The organism is Bradyrhizobium sp. B097 (assembly GCF_038957035.1).
Lineage (GTDB): Bacteria > Pseudomonadota > Alphaproteobacteria > Rhizobiales > Xanthobacteraceae > Bradyrhizobium.
The window spans coordinates 310939-329124 of the sequence record NZ_CP152412.1; the positions used below are offsets into that span (position 1 = coordinate 310939).

14 protein-coding genes are annotated in these 18186 nt (G+C 64.3%); 2 read left to right on the plus strand and 12 right to left on the minus strand.

The genetic code is table 11. The annotated features are described in order from the left end of the window. Nucleotides 1-48: 48 nt before the first annotated feature. The 9 genes from AAFG07_RS01525 to AAFG07_RS01565 form a co-directional block, all read right to left on the minus strand. A complete protein-coding gene (locus AAFG07_RS01525; RefSeq protein ID WP_342725699.1) occupies nucleotides 49-2157 on the minus strand; it encodes a S9 family peptidase in 2109 nt (702 codons plus the stop codon). Between the two features lie 192 nt (nucleotides 2158-2349). Then, nucleotides 2350-4071 carry an iron ABC transporter permease gene (locus AAFG07_RS01530; protein ID WP_342725700.1) on the minus strand — a complete coding sequence of 574 codons (1722 nt, stop codon included), beginning with the start codon at nucleotides 4069-4071 and terminating at the stop codon, nucleotides 2350-2352. 137 nt (nucleotides 4072-4208) lie between these two features. Further along, on the minus strand, nucleotides 4209-5273 hold the full coding sequence (locus tag AAFG07_RS01535) for an extracellular solute-binding protein (protein WP_342725701.1): 1065 nt from the start codon (nucleotides 5271-5273) through the stop codon (nucleotides 4209-4211). Nucleotides 5274-5296: 23 nt separating this feature from the next. Further along, nucleotides 5297-6349: an ABC transporter ATP-binding protein gene (locus AAFG07_RS01540; protein WP_342729424.1), complete on the minus strand. Its 1053-nt coding sequence runs from the start codon at nucleotides 6347-6349 to the stop codon at nucleotides 5297-5299. Nucleotides 6350-6655: 306 nt separating this feature from the next. After that, complete coding sequence (locus AAFG07_RS01545; RefSeq protein ID WP_342725702.1) at nucleotides 6656-6964, minus strand: GIY-YIG nuclease family protein; 309 nt, start codon at nucleotides 6962-6964, stop codon at nucleotides 6656-6658. Nucleotides 6965-7195: 231 nt separating this feature from the next. Further along, nucleotides 7196-8380, minus strand: a complete 1185-nt coding sequence (locus tag AAFG07_RS01550) for an aminotransferase class V-fold PLP-dependent enzyme (RefSeq protein ID WP_342725703.1) — start codon at nucleotides 8378-8380, stop codon at nucleotides 7196-7198. A gap of 133 nt (nucleotides 8381-8513) precedes the next feature. Then, nucleotides 8514-9344: an LssY C-terminal domain-containing protein gene (locus AAFG07_RS01555; RefSeq protein WP_342725704.1), complete on the minus strand. Its 831-nt coding sequence runs from the start codon at nucleotides 9342-9344 to the stop codon at nucleotides 8514-8516. Nucleotides 9345-9554: 210 nt separating this feature from the next. Further along, on the minus strand, nucleotides 9555-10280 hold the full coding sequence (locus AAFG07_RS01560; protein ID WP_342725705.1) for a thermonuclease family protein: 726 nt from the start codon (nucleotides 10278-10280) through the stop codon (nucleotides 9555-9557). A gap of 365 nt (nucleotides 10281-10645) precedes the next feature. Further along, entirely contained in the window at nucleotides 10646-12373 is a 1728-nt protein-coding gene (locus tag AAFG07_RS01565) for a hypothetical protein (protein ID WP_342725706.1), read from the minus strand. 360 nt (nucleotides 12374-12733) lie between these two features. On the opposite strand from AAFG07_RS01565, the gene AAFG07_RS01570 reads away from it, so the two are divergent. Next, entirely contained in the window at nucleotides 12734-13588 is an 855-nt protein-coding gene (locus tag AAFG07_RS01570) for a caspase family protein (RefSeq protein ID WP_342725707.1), read from the plus strand. Between the two features lie 275 nt (nucleotides 13589-13863). Here AAFG07_RS01570 and AAFG07_RS01575 read toward each other — a convergent pair whose 3' ends face one another. From AAFG07_RS01575 to vsr, 3 genes are all read right to left on the minus strand, one after another. After that, the gene (locus tag AAFG07_RS01575; RefSeq protein WP_342725708.1) at nucleotides 13864-14742 is read right to left on the minus strand and encodes an HlyD family efflux transporter periplasmic adaptor subunit; all 879 of its coding nucleotides are present in this window, start codon (nucleotides 14740-14742) and stop codon (nucleotides 13864-13866) included. Between the two features lie 70 nt (nucleotides 14743-14812). Then, on the minus strand, nucleotides 14813-15802 hold the full coding sequence (locus AAFG07_RS01580) for an alpha/beta hydrolase (RefSeq protein ID WP_342725709.1): 990 nt from the start codon (nucleotides 15800-15802) through the stop codon (nucleotides 14813-14815). Nucleotides 15803-16002: 200 nt separating this feature from the next. Continuing rightward, nucleotides 16003-16461, minus strand: a complete 459-nt coding sequence (vsr, locus tag AAFG07_RS01585; RefSeq protein WP_342725710.1) for a DNA mismatch endonuclease Vsr — start codon at nucleotides 16459-16461, stop codon at nucleotides 16003-16005. Nucleotides 16462-16523: 62 nt separating this feature from the next. Here vsr and AAFG07_RS01590 point away from each other — a divergent pair, with 62 nt between their 5' ends. Further along, complete coding sequence (locus AAFG07_RS01590) at nucleotides 16524-18101, plus strand: DNA cytosine methyltransferase (RefSeq protein WP_342725711.1); 1578 nt, start codon at nucleotides 16524-16526, stop codon at nucleotides 18099-18101. Nucleotides 18102-18186 lie beyond the last annotated feature (85 nt).

Below are 18186 nucleotides of genomic sequence, written 5' to 3' on the forward strand. Positions count from 1 at the left end.
TCGCCGGGACGACCCTGGGGAGGGGACCGCGCAAGCCAACCGGCGGCCTTACACCTCCGCCTTGTCCGCCATCCCGACCGCCCACAGCGCGAAGGCGTAGACAATCGCGACTTCGTCGAGGCGGTTGAAGCGGCCGGAGGCGCCGCCGTGGCCGGCGCCCATGTTGGTGCGCAGCAGCACCGGGCCGCCGCCGCGCATGGTGGCGCGCAGCCGCGCGATCCATTTCGCCGGCTCCCAATAGGTGACGCGCGGATCGGTGAGCCCGCCCATCGCCAGGATCGCCGGATAGTCCTTGGCCGCGACATTGTCGTAGGGCGAATAGGACAGGATGGTGCGGAAATCCTTCTCGCTCTCGATCGGGTTGCCCCATTCCGGCCATTCCGGCGGCGTCAGCGGCAGCGTGTCGTCGAGCATGGTGTTGAGCACATCGACGAACGGCACTTCGGCGACGATGCCGGCGAACAACTCGCCGGCGCGGTTGGCGCTAGCTCCCATCAGCATGCCGCCGGCCGAGCCGCCATGGCCGACGATGCGCTTTGCACCCGTATATTTCGCCTCGATCAAAGCGCGGCCGGCGGCGGCGAAATCGTCGAACGTGTTGGTCTTCTTCTCGCGCTTGCCGTCGAGATACCAGCCCCAGCCCTTGTCGGCGCCGCCGCGGATATGCGCGATCGCGTAAACGAAGCCGCGGTCGACCAGCGACAGCCGGTTGGCAGCAAACGACGCCGGCATCGCCATGCCGTAGGAGCCGTAGCCATAGAGCAGCAGCGGTGCGTTGCCGTCACGGGCAAAGTCCTTGCGGTGCAAGATCGAGACCGGCACCTGTGCGCCGTCATGCGACGTCGCCATGATGCGCGTGGTGACGTAATCCGCCGGGTTGTGGCCGGACGGAATCTCCTGCCGCTTGCGGAGCACACGCGTCCGCGTCGCCATGTCGTAGTCATAGACCTCCGACGGCGTCGTCATCGACGAATAGGCAAAACGCAGGTTGGTGGTGTCGAACTCGTAGCCGCCCATGGTGTCGAGCGAATAGGCCGCCTCGTCGAACGCGATCGCGTGCTCCTCGCCGCTCGTGAGGTCACGGATGATGATCGCCGGCAACGCGTTGGCGCGCTCCAGCCGCACCATGTGGCCGGCATAGAGCTCGACGTCGAGCACATAGACGCCCTCGCGATACGGAATCAGGTCGCGCCAATTGGCGCGCTCGGGCGCGGCGAGCGGCGCGGTGACGACCTTGAAGTCGATCGCGTCGTCGGCATTGGTCAGGATGAAGAGCTCGTCGCCGCGGTCGGCGATCGAATATTGCACCCCTTCCTCGCGCGCTGCGACGAGGCGCGGCGGCGCGTCGGGATTGGAAAGATCGATCAGCCGCTGCTCCGAGGTCTCGTGATCGCCACCGGCGATCACGCAGAAGCGGCCGCTCGCGCTCTCGTGCAGATGGGTGAACCAGCCGGAATCCTGCTCCTCATAGATCAGGGTGTCGTCGGCCTGCCTGGTGCCGAGCCTGTGTCGCCACACCTGCATCGGGCGGTGATTGTCGTCGAGCTTGACGTAGAAGAAGCTCTTGGAATCCGCCGCCCACACTACGCCGCCGTCGGTCTCCTCGACGAGGTCGTCGAAGTCGCCGCCGGTTGCCCAGTCGCGCACGCGAATCGAGAAATATTCGGAGCCCTTGGTATCGGCGCTCCAGGCGTGCAGGCGGTGGTCGTTGGAATGCCGGCTGCCGCCGAACTTGAAATATTTGTGGTCCTTGGCCAGCGCGTCGCCATCGAGCAGGACGTGCGCATCGCCGCCGTCGCGCGGCATGCGGCAGTACAGCTCGTGCTGGCCGCCCTCGCGGAACTTGCGGAAATAGGCGAACGGGCCGTCCGGCGACGGCACGCTGGAATCGTCCTCCTTGATCCGCCCGCGCATCTCCTTGACCAGTCGCTTCTGCAGGCCGTCGGTATGACCGAGCAGGCTCTCGGTGTAGCCGTTCTCGGCTTCGAGATAGCTGCGGATGTCAGGATCGAGGATCGAGGGATCGCGCAGCACCTCCTGCCATTTCGGATCCTTGATCCAGGCATAGTCGTCCGTCACCGTGATGCCGTGGGTGGTGAAGGAATGCGGCCGGCGCGGCGCGACAGGGGGCGGTGTTGTGGTGGCGGATTTGGTCACACGATCCTCATGGTGCGGGGTTCCGCTTTATATCGGGATGAATGTGGCGATTGCCAGATGGGACGGGTCGTCGATTGGCTTCCCACTCCATCCCCGTCATTGCGAGCGCAGCGAAGCAATCCATCCCTCCCCGACGGCATGGGATGGATTGCTTCGTCGCTTCGCTCCTCGCAATGACGGGGTGGAGCGTCGTCAGCTGTTCCTCAACTTCGCGCCCGCATTGCCGCCGGACATCGGGATCTGGTTCACCGCCAGCACCACGGCGAAGGTGATCACCAGCATCGCGATGCCGAGCACTGCGATCGCGGCGAGGTCGCCGCCCTCGTTGAGATCGTAGATCAGGACCGACAGCACCTTGGTCTGTGAGGTGAACAGCACGATCGCCGCCGACAGTTCCCGCATCACGCCGATGAAGATGAAGCACCAGGTCGCGATCACGCCGGTGCGCAGCAGCGGCGCGGTGATCTGGCGCAGCGCCTGCAGCCGCGTCGCGCCGAGGATGCGGCTCGCTTCCTCAAGCTCGGGATGAATGGTCGTGAATGCCGCCTGCAATTGCTGATAGGCCGACGGCAAATTGATGGTGAGGAACGCCAGCAGCAGGATCCACAGCGTGCCGTAGAGCACGAAGGGCGGCCGCGTGTAGCTCAGGAACAGGCCGACGCCGAGCACGATGCCGGGAACGGCGACCGGCGCGGTGGCGAGGAAGCCGAGCACGCGATGGCCGGCGATCACCTTGCGCGTCGTGACATAGGCGATCACGAGCGCGAGGATGGTGCCGATCGTCGCGGTGGCGGTGCCCAGGATTACGGTGTTCTTCAGCGCGAGCTGGGTCGACGACAGCTCGGTGAACACGAAGACGATGTTGTGCAGCGTTGCCGTCGACGGCGTCACCAGCGTGGTGGCGTTGGGCGAGAACGCGGCGTTGAGCAGCGCGAGGTAAGGCAGGAAGACGGGATTGAGCAGGACCAAAAGGCAGAAGCCGAGCGCGGCCCAGCGCCAGCCGCGTAACTCGACCCGGCGCGGCGCGCCATATTTGCCGCCGATCACCGAATAGCCGCGACGGCCGAGCAGCGCCTTCTGGCCCTGCAGCAGCAGGATGGTCAGCAGCAGCAGCGGCACCGCGGCGGCGGCGGCGAGCTCGAGTTTCGGCGGATACTGGAACAGGCTCCAGATCTTGGTGGTCATGGTGTGGAAGCCGGCCGGCAGCGCCAGGATCGCCGGCGAGCCGAACAGCGTCATCGCCTGCAGGAAGGCGATCAGCGCGCCCGCGACCAAGGCGGGCAGCGCGAGCGGAATGGTGACTCGTCGCGCCGTGGTCCAGGCATTGCCGCCGAGGATCGCGGAGGCGTCTTCCAGTTCGCCCGGCATGGTGTCGAGCGCATTGGCCACCAGCACGAACACGAACGGGAACGTGTAGCAGGAGATCACGAAGATGATCCCGGTCATCGAATAGATGTTGAACAGCGCGTCCGCATCCTCGCCCGCGAACAGCCGGTAGAGCTGGTTGAGCAGCCCCGAATTCGGCGCCGCCAGCAATTCCCAGGCGACCGCGCCGAGGAACGGCGGCGTCACGAACGAGGCGGTCACTAGCGCGCGGATGGTCTGCCGGCCCGGCATGTCGGTGCGCGACACCAGCCAGCTCAGCGGCGCCGCGACGATGCAGCAGATCAGCGCCGAGGTCGTCGCGATGATCGCGGTCGTCAGCAACGGATCGAGGAAATCCGGATTGCTGAACAGCGTGACGAAGTTCTGCAGCGTCGGATGGCGGTTCTTGTCGGTGAAGGCGTAGACCGCGAGCCACGACAGCGGCAGCAGGATCAGGAGAATGAGCACGGCCGCGAACAGCCACAGCACGGGGCGCGTCCAGTCGATGCGGGGGCGGATGGCAGGGGAGGTGGTAGGCGTGAAGGTCATGCGAGACATCTCCCCTCGTCATTCCGGGGCGCGCGCAGCGCGAACCCGGAATCCATACTCACGATCGTGGTTATGGATTCCGGGCCTGCGCCAAGAGGCGCATCCCGGAATGACGATTGTTGTGAGGGCCGTAGCATCTAAACCCTGAACAGCCGCGCGTAGCGCGTCTTGATCTCTTCGGTCATCGCTTCCACACCCGCCGGGTCCTCCTTCATCAGCTTGATGTCGGCGAGCTTGCGCCGGCCGGCCTTCGGCTGCACCTGCGCGTGCACCGAGTACTGCCCGGTGAAGTCGACGAAGAATTGCTGGGTCGCACGGGTGTGCAGCCAGGCCTGGAACAGCTTTGCCGCGTTCGGGTGCAGCGCGCCGGCGAAGATGCCGGTCGGCCCCGAGATCGTCGGCGTGCCTTCGGTCGGGTAGACGGGCTCGACCGGCTGGCCGGCCTCCTTCAAGAGCACGATGCCGTATTCATTGCCGTCGGCCATGACCGCGCGCTCGCCGAGCGAGAGCTTCTTCGGCGGATCGGTCGAGGACTGAACCTGCATCACGCGCTGCTTCGAAAGCTTCTCCAGGTAAGGCCAGCCGAGCTCGCGCACGATCTGGAACGTGGTGGTCATGATCGTGCCGCTATAGGCCGGATGGCCCTTCACCATCTTGCCGGCCCATTTCGGGTCGAGCAGATCGGCAAAGCTCTTCGGCGCATCCTCCGCCTTCACCAGGTTGGTGTTGTAGGCGATCGACGACAGCCACAGACGCGTGGTCACGGCCATGCCGTCCGGGTCGCGGTATCCGTCGGGAAAATGCTTCGCGACATCCTCGGGCACGAACGGCATCAGCCAGCCGCTCTTCTTCCAGGGAATGAAGTGTGAGGCATCGGCGCTGTTGACGACGTCGGCGGCGTGGATGTTGGCGTCGAATTCCTGCGCCACGCGCTGGAACAGCCGCTCCGAGCCGGAACGCTCGATCTGCACGGTGATGCCTGCATAGGCGGCCTCGAACGCCTTGCCGAGCTTTTCGCCGACCGGCAGGTCCATCGACGAGTAGAACACGAGCTTGCTTTCCTTGGTCGCGGCCGCGACGAGGTCGGGCGTGATCGCAGCCGGCTCGGGTGGCGCGGCGCGCGCCGGTGACGCGAATAACTTGCCGAACGCAAGCGCCGCAGAGCCTTTCAGGACGTGGCGTCTGGAGATTTGTTTCCGCATCGCGTCCCTCGGTTTCTTGCTCGTTATCGGCTGAGGGCGCGGCAGCGTTCCGCCGGCAGTATCAGCCAAACCTCGCTGCCCTTCTCGACCGCGGTCTCGGTCGGCGTGGTCACCCGCAGCGAGGTGCCGTCAGGCGTCTCGACCATGTAGTCGCGGTTCATGCCGAGATAGACCTGCCGCGTCACGACGGCCCTGAGGGTGTTCTGCGCGCCTGCGGGGGCCTGCGTCGAGAGCTGGATCTCATGCTGGCGGATCGCGACCGGCGCGCTGTGGCCGGCCGTGAGCCTGGCGCCGACCACCGCGAGAACAGCGCCGGCAAACTCCACATGGGTCGCATCGCGCGCGGTGCCCTTGATCACATTGGCCGCGCCGATGAAGCGCGCCACGAATTCGGATTCCGGCCGCGCATAGATGTCCTCAGGGCTGCCGAGCTGGTCGATCTTGCCGGCGTTCATCACCGCGATCAGGTCGGCGGTCGTCATCGCCTCGGATTGATCGTGGGTGACGTAGACGGTGGTGTAGCGATATTCGTCGTGCAGGCGGCGGATTTCGAACCGCATCTCCTCGCGCAGATTGGCGTCGAGATTGGACAGCGGCTCGTCGAGCAGCAGCGTCTCGGGGCCGACGATCAGCGCGCGCGCCAGCGCGACGCGCTGTTGCTGGCCGCCGGACAGCTCGCCCGGATAGCGCTGCGCCAGCGGCTCCAGTTTGGTGGTCGCCAGGATCGCGGAGAGCTTTTTCGCGATGGTGTCGCGATCCATTTTGCGCAAGCGCAACCCGTAGACGATGTTCTCGGCCACCGTCATGTGCGGCCACAGCGCGTAGCTCTGGAAGATCATCGACATGTTGCGCTGCTCGGGCGGCAGCGTGCGCGCTTTCGATGACACGACGCGGTCGCCGACGCGGATCTCGCCGCCGGATGGCTCGAGGAACCCGGCGATCAGCCGCAGCGTCGTCGTCTTTCCGCAACCGGACGGCCCGAGCAGGCAGACCAGCTGGCCGTGGTCGATCGTGAGCGAGACGTCATCAACCGCGACAAACGAACCAAACCGCTTGACCAGGCCGCGCAGTTCCACCGATGCCAAGCGATCCCTCCATCTTGTTCTGTCGCAGGGATCCGTGCCCGGCTGTTGCCGGCAGTAAAGCGGAAAACGATGACGACGAAAAGTGTTCGTGCCTTCTCAATAAGTCGTGGCTTGTCCTCGCTCCGTCACCCATCGAGCGATACCCCGTCATCCTGAGGTGCGAGCGAAGCGAGCCTCGAAGGATGCACGGCCCAGCCATTTCCGCGTCAAGAGCTCTTCGCGGGCCACAGCGAGGCCGTCGATCCTTCGAGGCTCGCAAGAGCTCGCACCTCAGGATGACGGGGAGGGATCGGCGGCTCAAGACTCAGCTCGTGGCGCGCCACCGCGACGACGCGCGAAGCGGCTGACGGTCTCCCAATCGGATTTGATGAGCGCTTCCTTCTTCGCCCGATTCCAGCCCTTGATCTGCCGTTCAGCCGCGATGCCGTCGGTGATACACTCGAAGTATTCCGACCAGACGAGAACGACCGGCCGCCGTCTATAGGTGTAGCCGGGAAAAGCACCCGCATTGTGTTGTTCAATACGCGGCGCGAGATCGTCGCCCGTCGCGCTGCCGACGTAGAACGAGTTGTCGGCACAGCGAAGCATGTAGACGTAGATGCCCATCGTGATGATCTCGCGCGTATCGCGCGAGGCATCATGGTGCAAGCATCGCCACGGTCAATAGGATGAGCGTCTATCTCTGATCCCGGCGGACGCCTATCCCGTCATCCTGAGGTGCGAGCGGAGCGAGCCTCGAAGGATGCACGGCCCCGCCGGTGGCCGTCGATCCTTCGAGGGCCGCTGAAGAAGCGGCCACCTCAGGATGACGGGTCTGGTAGCTGAAATTGCCTCAGCCTACGCCTTCACGTTCTCGCCGAGCCACTGGATGGCGGCGTCGGCGCCGGCCTTGCCGTGCGGGATATTCAGCGCTGTCAGCGCGACCTCGACGACGCCGAGCGTGCCGAGGATCATCGGCGCGTTGACGTGGCCCATATGCGCGATGCGGAACGCCTGGCCCTGCAGATCACCGATGCCGGTGCCGAGCACCACGCCGCATTTCTCGTTGGCATAGCGCTGGATCGCGGCGGGATCGGCGCCCTTCACGGTCACGGTCGTCACCGTGTTGGAGCGCTCAGCGGCTTCAGTGATGTTGAAGCCGAGCACCTGGCCCTCGCCCCAGACGGCGACGGCGCGGCGCACCGCTTCGCCGAGCAGCCGGTGCCGCTCGAAAGCATTCTCCAGGCCCTCGGCGTGCAGCATGTTGATCGCCTCGCGCAGCGCGAACAACAGATGCACCGGCGCCGTGCCGGCATATTTGCGGTAGTGCTCGGAGCCCTCACGCTCGGTCCAGTCCCAGTACGGCGTGCGCAGATCGGCCTTCTTGTGCGCGTCCCAGGCGCGATCATTGGCGGCGACGAAGCCGAGGCCGGGCGGCGTCATCAGGCCCTTCTGCGAGCCGGACATCGCGACGTCGACATACCATTTGTCCATCTCGAACGGCATGCAACCGAGCGAGGCGACGGTATCGACCATGAACAGCGCGGGATGGCCGGCGGCCTTGATCGCCCGCCCGATCGCCTCGATGTCGTTATAGGCGCCCGACGCGGTGTCGACCTGCACGGCGAGGATCGCCTTGATCTTGTGCTCCTTGTCGCGGCGCAGCCGCTCCTCGACCTCGGCCGGGCGGATCGCGCGGCGCCAGTCGCCCTTCAGCACCTCGACATCGGCACCCATCGCGGCCGCCGCCTGGCCCCAGCCGATCGCAAAGCGCCCGCTTTCCAGCACCAGCACCTTGTCGCCGCGCGACAGCACGTTGGAGAGCGTCGCCTCCCAGGCGCCGTGGCCGTTGGCGATGTAGATGTAGGATTTGCCCATGGTGGCGAACAGTTTCGAGAGATCGCGCAGCAGACTGTCGGTCAGTTCGAACATCTCGGCGGAGTAGATATCGAGCGCCGGGCGATGCATCGCCTGCAGCACCTGATCGGGCATTGTGGTGGGCCCGGGGATGGCCAGAAATTCCCGGCCCGCGCGAACGGTCATCGTCCTGTTCCTTTTGGGTAAAGCAACGCAAATCATGCGTCTGAGGGGTCAAGCGTGGAGGATATGCCATCGCGGCCGCGATTGCGAGCAGGTCCAAGCAATCCAGCGTTTCCAAAAGCGCGGGACACAGCCCTTATTTGTCGATGGTCTCGACCACCGCACGCCAGATCTGGTCCTTGAACTGGGTCGCGGCGGGACTTGGAATCTGCTCGACGGTGCCGTCGTTCTTGCGGCAGGCCTCGACCAGCCGCATCACCCAGATTTCACCGTCGGTGTAATAGAGGTCGCCGCCGCCATTATGCCCGTCGAAGGTCGGACCGATGCCGGTGACCTGGTATTTCGCGGTGACCATGCCGGCGGATTCGAGGTCGGTCGCAAGCAGCGCGCGTTCGGCGTCGAGGTCCGCCGCGATGTGATGCGTCACCGCGCCGGTGTAGCTACTGATGCCGACACTGCGGTCGAGCGTCGCAGCGCCAAGCCACACCGGGCGCTTCTCCTGACCCTGATCGAGCACCCGCCAGAACCGGACATGGTTGCGGCGATCCGCGCTCGATCCGACCGGCCGCTCGAAGGCGAGGTCCTCCCGGCGGCCGAGATAGAACAGGCTGCTCACCGGCGCCGCCTTGTAGGGACGGTCGAGCAGCACGCTGCCTACGATTTCGATCGAGGATTTCAGCGTGACCGGGTCGGCCGGGAACCAGCCGGCCTCGTGCATCGCGCAGACCACGTCCTTGGTGTCGCCGATCAGCCCGACATTCATGGGATCGCCGGGAATGCCCTGCGCGGTGCGGGTCACCATCGGCAGATTGGCGAGGCCCTTCTGGTGCTCGTAATGCGTCCACAGCGCCGGCAGCACCAGATAGGCCGCGATCAGATAGGTGACCAGGACGAACAGCAGCAGCTGCAGATAGCGCACGCGTTTGCGACGGCGCGTGGAAGGTGGATCGATCTCGACATCGGTCATGCCGTAGTCCTTCACCTCTCCCGCTTGCGGGGGAGGTCGGGTTGCATCGAAGATGCAATCCGGGTGGGGGCTCTCTCTTCATAACGAGTGTCGCAAGCGGTGACACCCCCACCCCAACCCTCCCCCGCAAGCGGGAGAGGGGGCGCACTGCCAACGCGGGTGCGTTTGAATCTCATTCTATCGAAGTCTGTCGCGTATCGGTCGCGCGCCTTAGCGCCGCGTCTCGCGGCAGCCGGCGGCTTCGGCTTCCTCGACCGAACAGAACCAGCGCGTGCCCTTGCTGATCTTCATCTCGATCTTGGCGTACCAGCGGCTGGTTTGCTGGTGGAAGATGCATTCGCCGGAGCGGTTGACGTTGCCCTTGATGGTGCAGTCGGGCGAGGGCGCGACCGGGCCGGAGGCGGAGGCGAGCAGGATCGCGTTGGCGCCTTCCGGCGGCTTCACGGTGCCGAGCACGGTGGTCTTCTTGTTGCGCACGCGCCAGTCCCACGGCGCGATGAATGCGCCCTGCCACATCCCGGCCTTGGCCTCGCGCGCCGCTTTCTCGTCCGGCTCGTAGTCATGCGAGATGCGGGTGTAGGCCAGCGCCCAGCCATTGCTGACCATCCATTTCTGGATGTCCTCGCCGTCGACCTCGCAGCGCGCAATGGTGCGGCCGCGGCGATCGACCGAACGGGCGTGGCAGGTCCAGCTCTTGTTGCCGGCATGCTTGATCAGCTCGTCGCGCGCGGCGACGCCGCAGGTCCAGCGCTCACCCTTGGTGTTGAGGCAGAGCTGGTCGGTCGACGGCGCGTCGATGCCGCCGAGCCGGATCTTGACGCTGCCGATCATGAGCTGGTCACCGTCGCGGATCTTCGGCACGCCGGTGATGTCGGCGGCGACAGCCAGCGTCGGCAGCGACAGCAGCAGGCCGGCAGTGAGCAGGGTCTTGAGCATCGGCGTTTCCGGCCAGTCTTTCGTTCAGCGTTCAGGGCCCAAAGGATCGGCGAGGATTGTGCGGGCAATTGGGCAACCCTGCCAGTGGTGTTGTGTTTCCTCCAGTTTCAACTTCGCGTCATCCCGCTCCGCGATGTCATCCTCCCCTGGAGGGGTCGAGACGAGCGAAGCTCGCTCTGGGATCGGTTCGCATGAAGCGTAGCGCAATGCGAACCGAGGTGGGGTGACAGTCTCTCCACAGAAGCGCTGCCCGTGTGGAGGGATCACCCCACCCCGTATCGCATCTTGCTTCGCGCGATGCGATACGACCCTCCCCCTCCAGGGGAGGGTGAACCGGGCGACTGCGCTCTACCCATCCTACGCGGCTACGCCGCAACCATCCGCTTCCTGGCCAGCGCAAGGGCCATCAGCACGAAGGCCGACGTCACCTCGGGCCCGCCGACCAGGATCCGCGTCGGGGTCTTCATCTTGTTCCATTCATAGGCCCTGTAGGGTCCCTTGCGGCCGCCTTCGCCGAGGCCCTGCACGATGCAGTGCAGCGCCGGCGTGAAGGTAGAAACCTCGGCGCCAAGATGCGCCAGCGCCATCAGCGCCAGCGCCGCGTCGAACGGGTTCATCTCATGCGCGATCAGCTCGCCCTGGACGTAGCCGAGCACGCGGGTACGGATCAGCGCGAACACATTGCCGGGATCGATCACGCGCTGCGCGGCCAGCGGCAGCGCGATGAAGGCGGCGTAGCAGCGGCCGAAATAGGCCGAATACAGCTCCGGCAGATAATAGATGTGCGAACGCGGATTCCTGAACGCGCCGCTTTCGACCAGATTTTTCTGGAAGGCGATGATGCGATGCACCGTCTCGAGCCGCTGCGGTGTCTCGATGATCCGCCAGCGGGCGAGGTTGCGGAACGAAACCTCGAGGATGTCGAGGTTCAGCGTCGGATCGAGGTCGTTGCCGTAAGGCCGCTCGCCGGCGAGATTGTCGATCCAGGTGACGACGCCGCCCTCATAGTCGATGTTGTCGTTGAGCGGCACGGTGACGCGCGGCTCGTTGGCGCCTGATCGCACCTGGTAGCCTCGGTAGAAATCCAGCAGCGGCTGCTGCAGGATCGGATCGTCGGAGCCGGCTTGCGTCGCGGCCGAGAACGCGCACGCCGTGGTGTCGCAGTCGGGCACATAGACGCCGAAGCCGAGGTCCTGCTTGATCTGGGCGAAGAAGCGCGAGAAGCGCGGATGCCGCCCCGGCGCCAGCGCGGTGATCACCTTCACGACCGAGCCGTCATGCGACGGCACCTCCTCGGCGCTGGTCTTCAGGCAGAACTCCACCATCTCGGCAATCGCGCGCCGCGCCGCGCCCGCCTCATCTGGAGACGCAAGTCCGGTCTCGACAAACCCGAGCAGCGCCTCGGTGAAGAAGGCGTCGTAATAGGCCGAGCGGTGGCGGATCTGCACCGGCTCCCACATCGGCTCGGCGATGCCGCGCCATGGCGGGTTGATCAGCGCGCGCGCCGGCGAATGCGCGATGAAGACCCGCGCCAGGCTGAACAGCAAGGTCGAGTTCTTGTAGCCGCGGGCGTTCAGCCCGGTCAGCGCCATCAGCATCTCGCGCCCGCTGATGTCGGGGTCACCGATCAAATTGAACGCGGCATAGGTCGGGATGAAGCCGCATCTGCCGAACGAGCCGAGCAGATGCGCGCCGGTCAAGCGGATCACGCGGTCGATCTCGGCCATCGCCGGCGGATGGTGAGGTGCGGTCGCGGCCGGCGGGGCGGGGTGGCGCACGCCGATGCCGTCCATCAGGTCGGCGACCGGGGCGCCGATCGCGGCCCAATCCGGCGCCGCGGCGTCGCGCGCCTCGGTCAACGCCGCGCGCAGGCCGGCCAGGCGGTCGGGGTCGTTCAGCGCCGGCAGGCCGGTGCGGCGGAGCAGCGCGCGCAGCGGCGGATTGCCGAGTGCGGTCCGGTAGAATTTTCCGAGATGGGCATCGCCGCCGCAATAGGTCTGCAGCACGGGGTCGCAGACGTCGTAAAGCGACGGGCCGTCCTTCTTGGCGGTCAGCGCCCGGCACACCGCGCCCGCGATCTCGTGAAGGCTCATGAATCCCTTTCTCAAGGAACCGGTTAACGCCGCCGCCCCCGGCGGTGTCTCCTCCGGTCCTTCCCCAAACTCGCAAGCCTTTGGAAAGCTACATGAATCCCTACAAAATACAAATGTGACCGAAGTCACGTAACGGGATCTTAACGGCGTCAATGGCCTGTGCCGGGCGGCAGCATGCTGCAAACCGGGTTGCTCCGGCGGTCCAGCCGGGTTAAGGGAGTGTTTGTTGCGGCGCCGCAAATTGAGCTGAATTCAACGGCACACACACCTCAACCCCATTAAACCTGATCGTCACTGACGCGACTAACTGGCGCGATTTCGTTCGAACGCCATCGGGATAGAGATTGGGACTAGAACGTTATGAACCTTAGGCAGCTTCATATTTCCCGTCGCACCATCGCCGTCTGCGTGGCGGTGGCCGGCACGGTGTCGCTGGCGATTGGCGCCCATGCCGCGCTCAACAAGCGGACACCGGATGTTGCCAAGGAGACGGTCGCAGGCGCCGTCACCGCCGGGCAGACCGGCAGCATTGCGGGCGGCTCCTCCCGCCTCGCGCTGATCATCGGCAACGGCCATTACCCGGACGCTGCGGCGCCTTTGGCGCAGCCGATCAACGATGCCCGCACTTTGTCGTCGGCGCTGCGCCGCGAAGGCTTTGACGTCGACGTGGTCGAGGACGCGACCAAGGACGATATGTTCCGCGCGGTCGAGCGCATGAAGGCCAAGATCCGCCCCGACACCGTCGTGATGCTGTTCTTCGGCGGCTACGGCGTGCAGGTCGGCCGCGAGAGCTACATGATCCCGGTCGATGCCACGATCTGGAAGGAAGCCGACGTCAAGCGCACCGGCGTCAGCGTCGAGTCCGTGCTCGATGCGATGAAGGAGCGTGGTGCGAAAGCAAAGCTCGTGGTGCTCGATGCCTCGCGCCGCAATCCCTATGAGCGCCGCTTCCGTGCGTTCTCGCACGGCCTCGCGCCGATCAGCCCGCCGGAAAATACAATCGTGCTGACCTCGGCGACACCGGGCAAGGTCGCCGACGATTCCAAGGCGCCGAACAGCGTCCTGGTCTCCGAGCTGATCAACAACCTCAACGCCCAGGCCGGCGCAGAGACCGCCTTCAACAAGACCCGCGTCGCGATCTCCCGCGCCAGCGAAGGCGAGCAGGTGCCGAGCGTGTCGTCCTCGCTGCTCGAAGACATCAAGCTCGGCGGCTGAGCCCGGGCTTTTCGGCGCGGGCTTGGCCCGCGCATTCATTCGCAAAATTACGAGCGTCCTGTGTGGAGAGAACCCCTCTCCCCAACCCTCCCCCGCAAGGGGGGAGGGAGCCTGACGTGTGTGCTCACCTCACATCGCGCGGCCCATCGCTCATCCGTCTCGACTTCTTGATGGCGTAAGGAAGCCACCGGCGGATGGGTTCCCTCCCCCCTTGCGGGGGAGGGTTAGGGAGAGGGGTGCCGCTTGCTCAGCTGAGTGACGTATCGCCCGGCCGCCTACTTCGCATCCGCGCTCGCACCTACCGGCCGCACGGGATCGCCCTCGCGCAGCAGCGCGCCGGCGCGGGCGACGACGATGTCGCCTTCCTGGATGCCGTCGCGGATCTCGACCTGGCCGGCCGACATCAATCCGGTCTCGACCCGCCGCGTCTCGACGCGGCCGCCGCGCACCACCTGCACCACGGTGCCGGCGGTGGAATAGAGGATCGCGGTCAGCGGCACCGCGACGCCGCAGCTCTGCCCGGTCTTGATCTGCGCGCGGCCGGACGAATTCACCAGCAGCCGCTTGTTGGAGGTGATGCCGACGAACACCTGGCCGAGCTGGCTGTTCGGCTCGATGGTCGGCGCGATCGTCCGCACCTTGCCGTCCATGTCGCCGGCGCCGATGACCTTCAGCCGCGCGGTCTGCTCGGTCTTCAGCTTGGCGATGTCGCGGGTCGGCACCATGCCGACCAGATCGTATTCGTTTCTGGCGATGATCGAGAACAGCGCATCCTTGCCGGAGGCCGGCGCGCCGACGACCGCCGAGGACGCCGAGATGGTGCCCGCCACCGGCGCTGTGAGGTTGATCGAATTGGTGCCGTCGGTCAGCCGCGCCAGCACCTGGCCCGCGGTGACGGTGTCGCCGGGATCGGCCTTCACCTCCGCCACCTTCAAGCCGAAGCGGTCCGGCCGGATCTGCTGCTCGTCGCGCGGCAGCACGATGCCGGAGACCTCGACGATATTGCCGAAGCAGAATTTCGAGGCCTTCAGCACCGTCACCGCCGCGCCCTTCGGCACCGCGTCGGCCTCGCCCGCGGCAAGCGCGGGAGAAGCCGCGAGCAGCAGCAGCGCGGAAGCGGCGAGGGCGGCAGCGCGCAGGCGAAGCAAAATCATCGGCAAATTATTCCCAAAATGCAGCGCGTTTTCGAGCGAAGTGGAGACCGGTTCGCGTGAAGAAAACGCGTCAATTGAAGCTCCTCCTGAATACCAGATGCGGCCTCGCCGAGCCAGCCGGCTGCGCCGCGGTGGCAGCCGCCTCAGTCGGCCCGGCGCACGCGGCGAGCTCCAGCTTCGCCAGCTCCTCGGCGCGCCAGATGTGCCGCAGGATCTCCGGATTGACCCGCTCGGCATGCGTCACCGGCAGCATGTGGCCGGCCGCCGGCAGATGCCGCATCTCGGCGCCATCAATGATCGCGGCGAGTTTTGCGACAATGCGCTGCGTCACATAGGGCGACAGCCCGCCCGACACCAAGAGCGTCGGCACCCGCAAGGCACGCGCGGCGGCCGCCACGCCGTCGAGATCGAGCGCGGCGTTGAAATCGTAAGGCAGCTTGTCGGCCTGCTCGATCATCCGCAGTCGTCCGCTCGGCGAGAACTGCTCGCGCGGGCCGGAGCCGGCCCAGAACGCGGTGAACGCCTCGACCGCCTCCAGCGCCGCGCCGTCGAAAATATCCTGCGACACCACCTGCGCGATCCGCGCGAAGCGATCGTACAGCCGCACGTCGGCGGAGCCGTCGCGCACAGCATGATCCGGAAAAGTGTGAAGCGGTTTTCCGACAAGATCATGCTCACCAAGAGAGCTCTTGCGTGATGCCCCATCACGCAAAAGCGTCGGCAGCACGGGCTCGATCAGCGTCAGGCTGCGGATGCGCTGCGCATAAGGCGATGCCGTCGCCAGCCGAAACGCGATAGCCCCGCCATAGGAATGCCCGACCAGATGGATCGGCCCCGTGGCCTTGGCGAGCCAGGGCTCGAGCCGCGCGATCTCGCCATCCAGCGTCCGCGGCCAGTCGCGCCCGCAGGCGGCGACGCCATAGCCGGAAATATCCGGCGCCATGAACGGCGTGCCACCGAGCGCGCCCGCAAGCTTCGTCCATTGCCGTCCCGACCCCAGCGAGCAGTGCAGCGCCACCACCACCGCCGCCGCAGCGTGCGTGCCGTCCAATCCTGTCATCAAACCGATTCCTCGCGTGTTCTTGTTCTAACGCACGCGCAGTTCCGCGCGGCCGTCATGACGCGAGCGAGGTGGGGGAGGGGTTATTCCTGGGAGGGGCGGGAGGGGGCGTGATCGTGATTGGGGGGACAACCAGATTCACTGGATGGTGATTTGAGGCTCGAAAGACGCGTGCGGCACATTGGCGTAGCCGCCAACGTTCATTTCGCTCGCGCTCTCCTCGGAATTTGCTTGAAAGGACTGCCAGATTGAAGCCAAGTCTTTAGTCGCTCGGCGACGACATTAGCCCCGTTGTCCTTGACGGAGCATTCCCAAACGATCGCTATCCTCCATCCAAGCCTTCGGAGAGCAAGACGGTTTCGTTCATCCCGCTTGATCGTTTCGTTGAATTTCCGGTGCCAAAACTCTTTATTGGACGATGGCGTGGTGCAGTAGATGCATCGCTCATGTCTGTGCCAGAAACATCCGCGCACCTCCACAACTGACTTGTGCTTGGGTAGTACGATGTCAGGTCTGCCCGGCAGGTCAGGTGCGTGAAGACGGTATCGGAAGCCCTCCCGGTGCAGTGCACGCCGCAGGGCTAGCTCGGGTTGGGTGTTCTTCCCTCGGATTCCTGACATCATCCGAGAACGAGTTATCCTGTCGACAACATCGATCATTCGACCGTTTTCCTCGCCGAACTGCTAGTTTGGTCAACGGTTGTAGTCATTTGAGATGCTTCATGTCTGCGAGATTTGCGGTCGTTGATCTGTTTGCTGGTCCCGGTGGGTTGGCGGAAGGCTTCTCCAGCATCCGAAACGATGATGGCTCGCGTCCCTTCCACGTTGCATTGTCGATAGAAAAGGAGCGGTCCGCATTCGAAACATTGCGCTTTCGAAGCTTCTTTCGGCAATTCGAGGGAACTGTCCCGGAAGAATACTATCAATTCCTGAACGGCGAAATTGCTGAACCCGATTGGGCAAAGCTCTTCCCGTCCGAATGGACCCGTGCCCGTCGTGAGGCACTTCAGCTCGAACTTGGGTCAAAAGCGGCAACCCAAGAAATCGATGCGCGCCTTAAGCAAATTTCAGAGCGGCATCGAGGCAATGTGATCCTCATAGGCGGGCCACCTTGTCAGGCTTATTCCCTTGTTGGCAGGGCACGCAACAAGGGTATCGAGGGTTACGATGCCAAGAGCGATCCCCGACATTTTCTCTACAAGGAGTACATAAGAATATTGGAGCGGCTTATGCCGGCTGTCTTCGTTATGGAGAATGTCAAAGGCTTGTTGTCCTCGTCTGTTGACGGCAAGCGTGTGTTTGATCAAGTTCTCGATGATCTACGGAAGGTCGGCAAAGGATCTTATAGGCTTCTCCCATTAACGCCACGCTCTGGGCGGTCCCTTTTTGACCATGCTGTTCATTGTCCGGCGTCCGATTTCGTCGTGAGAGCGGAGGATCATGGAATCCCACAATCACGACATCGCGTCATCATACTTGGAATTCGTAACGACGTTGCCTGTGGCTTGGACTCCGGAGCTCCGCTGCTCCCTCCGTCGGAGCGCTCTTCGACGGTGCAGCATGTGCTCCAAGGCATGCCAGTGCTTAGGAGCGGCTTGAGCAGTGGCGAAGACACGGAAGAGATTTGGCTGTCCAAGGTACTGCAAACAATTCGCGGCGTTGCGGGCATGACAGCCGAATTTGACGAGGAAGACGGGCGGTCATTCAAGCGCGCGGCGCGCAGGATTGCTAATGAGCTTTCAGAAGCAGAACGAATTCCTCATCGTTCAGGTGGTCGCTATGCAGGAATTCCCCGCGCCTGTTCTGACGAGCTGAGGGATTGGCTGTTCGATGGTAGGCTCCAGCGTTTTCCAAATAGCGAAACGCGTGGGCACATGTCGGCTGATTTAGGGCGTTACTTCTATGCCGCTCTGTATGGAGTGATGACTGGCGTCTCCCCCAAGGCGAAAAACTTTCCTCCAGAATTGGCTCCAGATCACCGGAACTGGGAAACGGGCAAGTTCGCCGACAGATTCAGGGTTCAGGTTTGGCACGAGCCGGCGACAACGATTACCAGTCATATCTCGAAGGATGGCCACTACTTTATCCATCCCGATCCTGCCCAGTGTCGAAGTTTGACTGTGAGAGAGGCTGCCCGACTTCAAACATTCCCCGACAATTATTTTTTCAAGGGGAATCGTACCCAGCAATTTGTTCAAGTTGGTAATGCAGTCCCTCCGTTCCTCGCCAAGAAGATCGCTGCGTCAGTCTATGGTCTAATTGCACGCCCTCGAGCATCAAAAATATCGCAGGCGAGTTGATCGCTTGAACGCTTAGCGCAAATGCTGGTGAATTTTCGAAATATTTTCAATAGCTTGATCGAATTTGCGCCTATTTTGTGCCGTG

Coding starts and splice junctions, on each gene's coding strand:
- AAFG07_RS01545 (WP_342725702.1), bottom strand. CDS start 6,964: ATGGGCATCTACGTCTACATGCTTCGCTGTGCCGACAACTCGTTCTAC.
- AAFG07_RS01535 (WP_342725701.1), bottom strand. CDS start 5,273: ATGCGGAAACAAATCTCCAGACGCCACGTCCTGAAAGGCTCTGCGGCG.
- AAFG07_RS01555 (WP_342725704.1), bottom strand. CDS start 9,344: ATGACCGATGTCGAGATCGATCCACCTTCCACGCGCCGTCGCAAACGC.
- AAFG07_RS01530 (WP_342725700.1), bottom strand. CDS start 4,071: ATGACCTTCACGCCTACCACCTCCCCTGCCATCCGCCCCCGCATCGAC.
- AAFG07_RS01570 (WP_342725707.1), top strand. CDS start 12,734: ATGAACCTTAGGCAGCTTCATATTTCCCGTCGCACCATCGCCGTCTGC.
- vsr (WP_342725710.1), bottom strand. CDS start 16,461: ATGATCGATGTTGTCGACAGGATAACTCGTTCTCGGATGATGTCAGGA.
- AAFG07_RS01590 (WP_342725711.1), top strand. CDS start 16,524: ATGTCTGCGAGATTTGCGGTCGTTGATCTGTTTGCTGGTCCCGGTGGG.
- AAFG07_RS01565 (WP_342725706.1), bottom strand. CDS start 12,373: ATGAGCCTTCACGAGATCGCGGGCGCGGTGTGCCGGGCGCTGACCGCC.
- AAFG07_RS01550 (WP_342725703.1), bottom strand. CDS start 8,380: ATGACCGTTCGCGCGGGCCGGGAATTTCTGGCCATCCCCGGGCCCACC.
- AAFG07_RS01560 (WP_342725705.1), bottom strand. CDS start 10,280: ATGCTCAAGACCCTGCTCACTGCCGGCCTGCTGCTGTCGCTGCCGACG.
- AAFG07_RS01575 (WP_342725708.1), bottom strand. CDS start 14,742: ATGATTTTGCTTCGCCTGCGCGCTGCCGCCCTCGCCGCTTCCGCGCTG.
- AAFG07_RS01580 (WP_342725709.1), bottom strand. CDS start 15,802: ATGACAGGATTGGACGGCACGCACGCTGCGGCGGCGGTGGTGGTGGCG.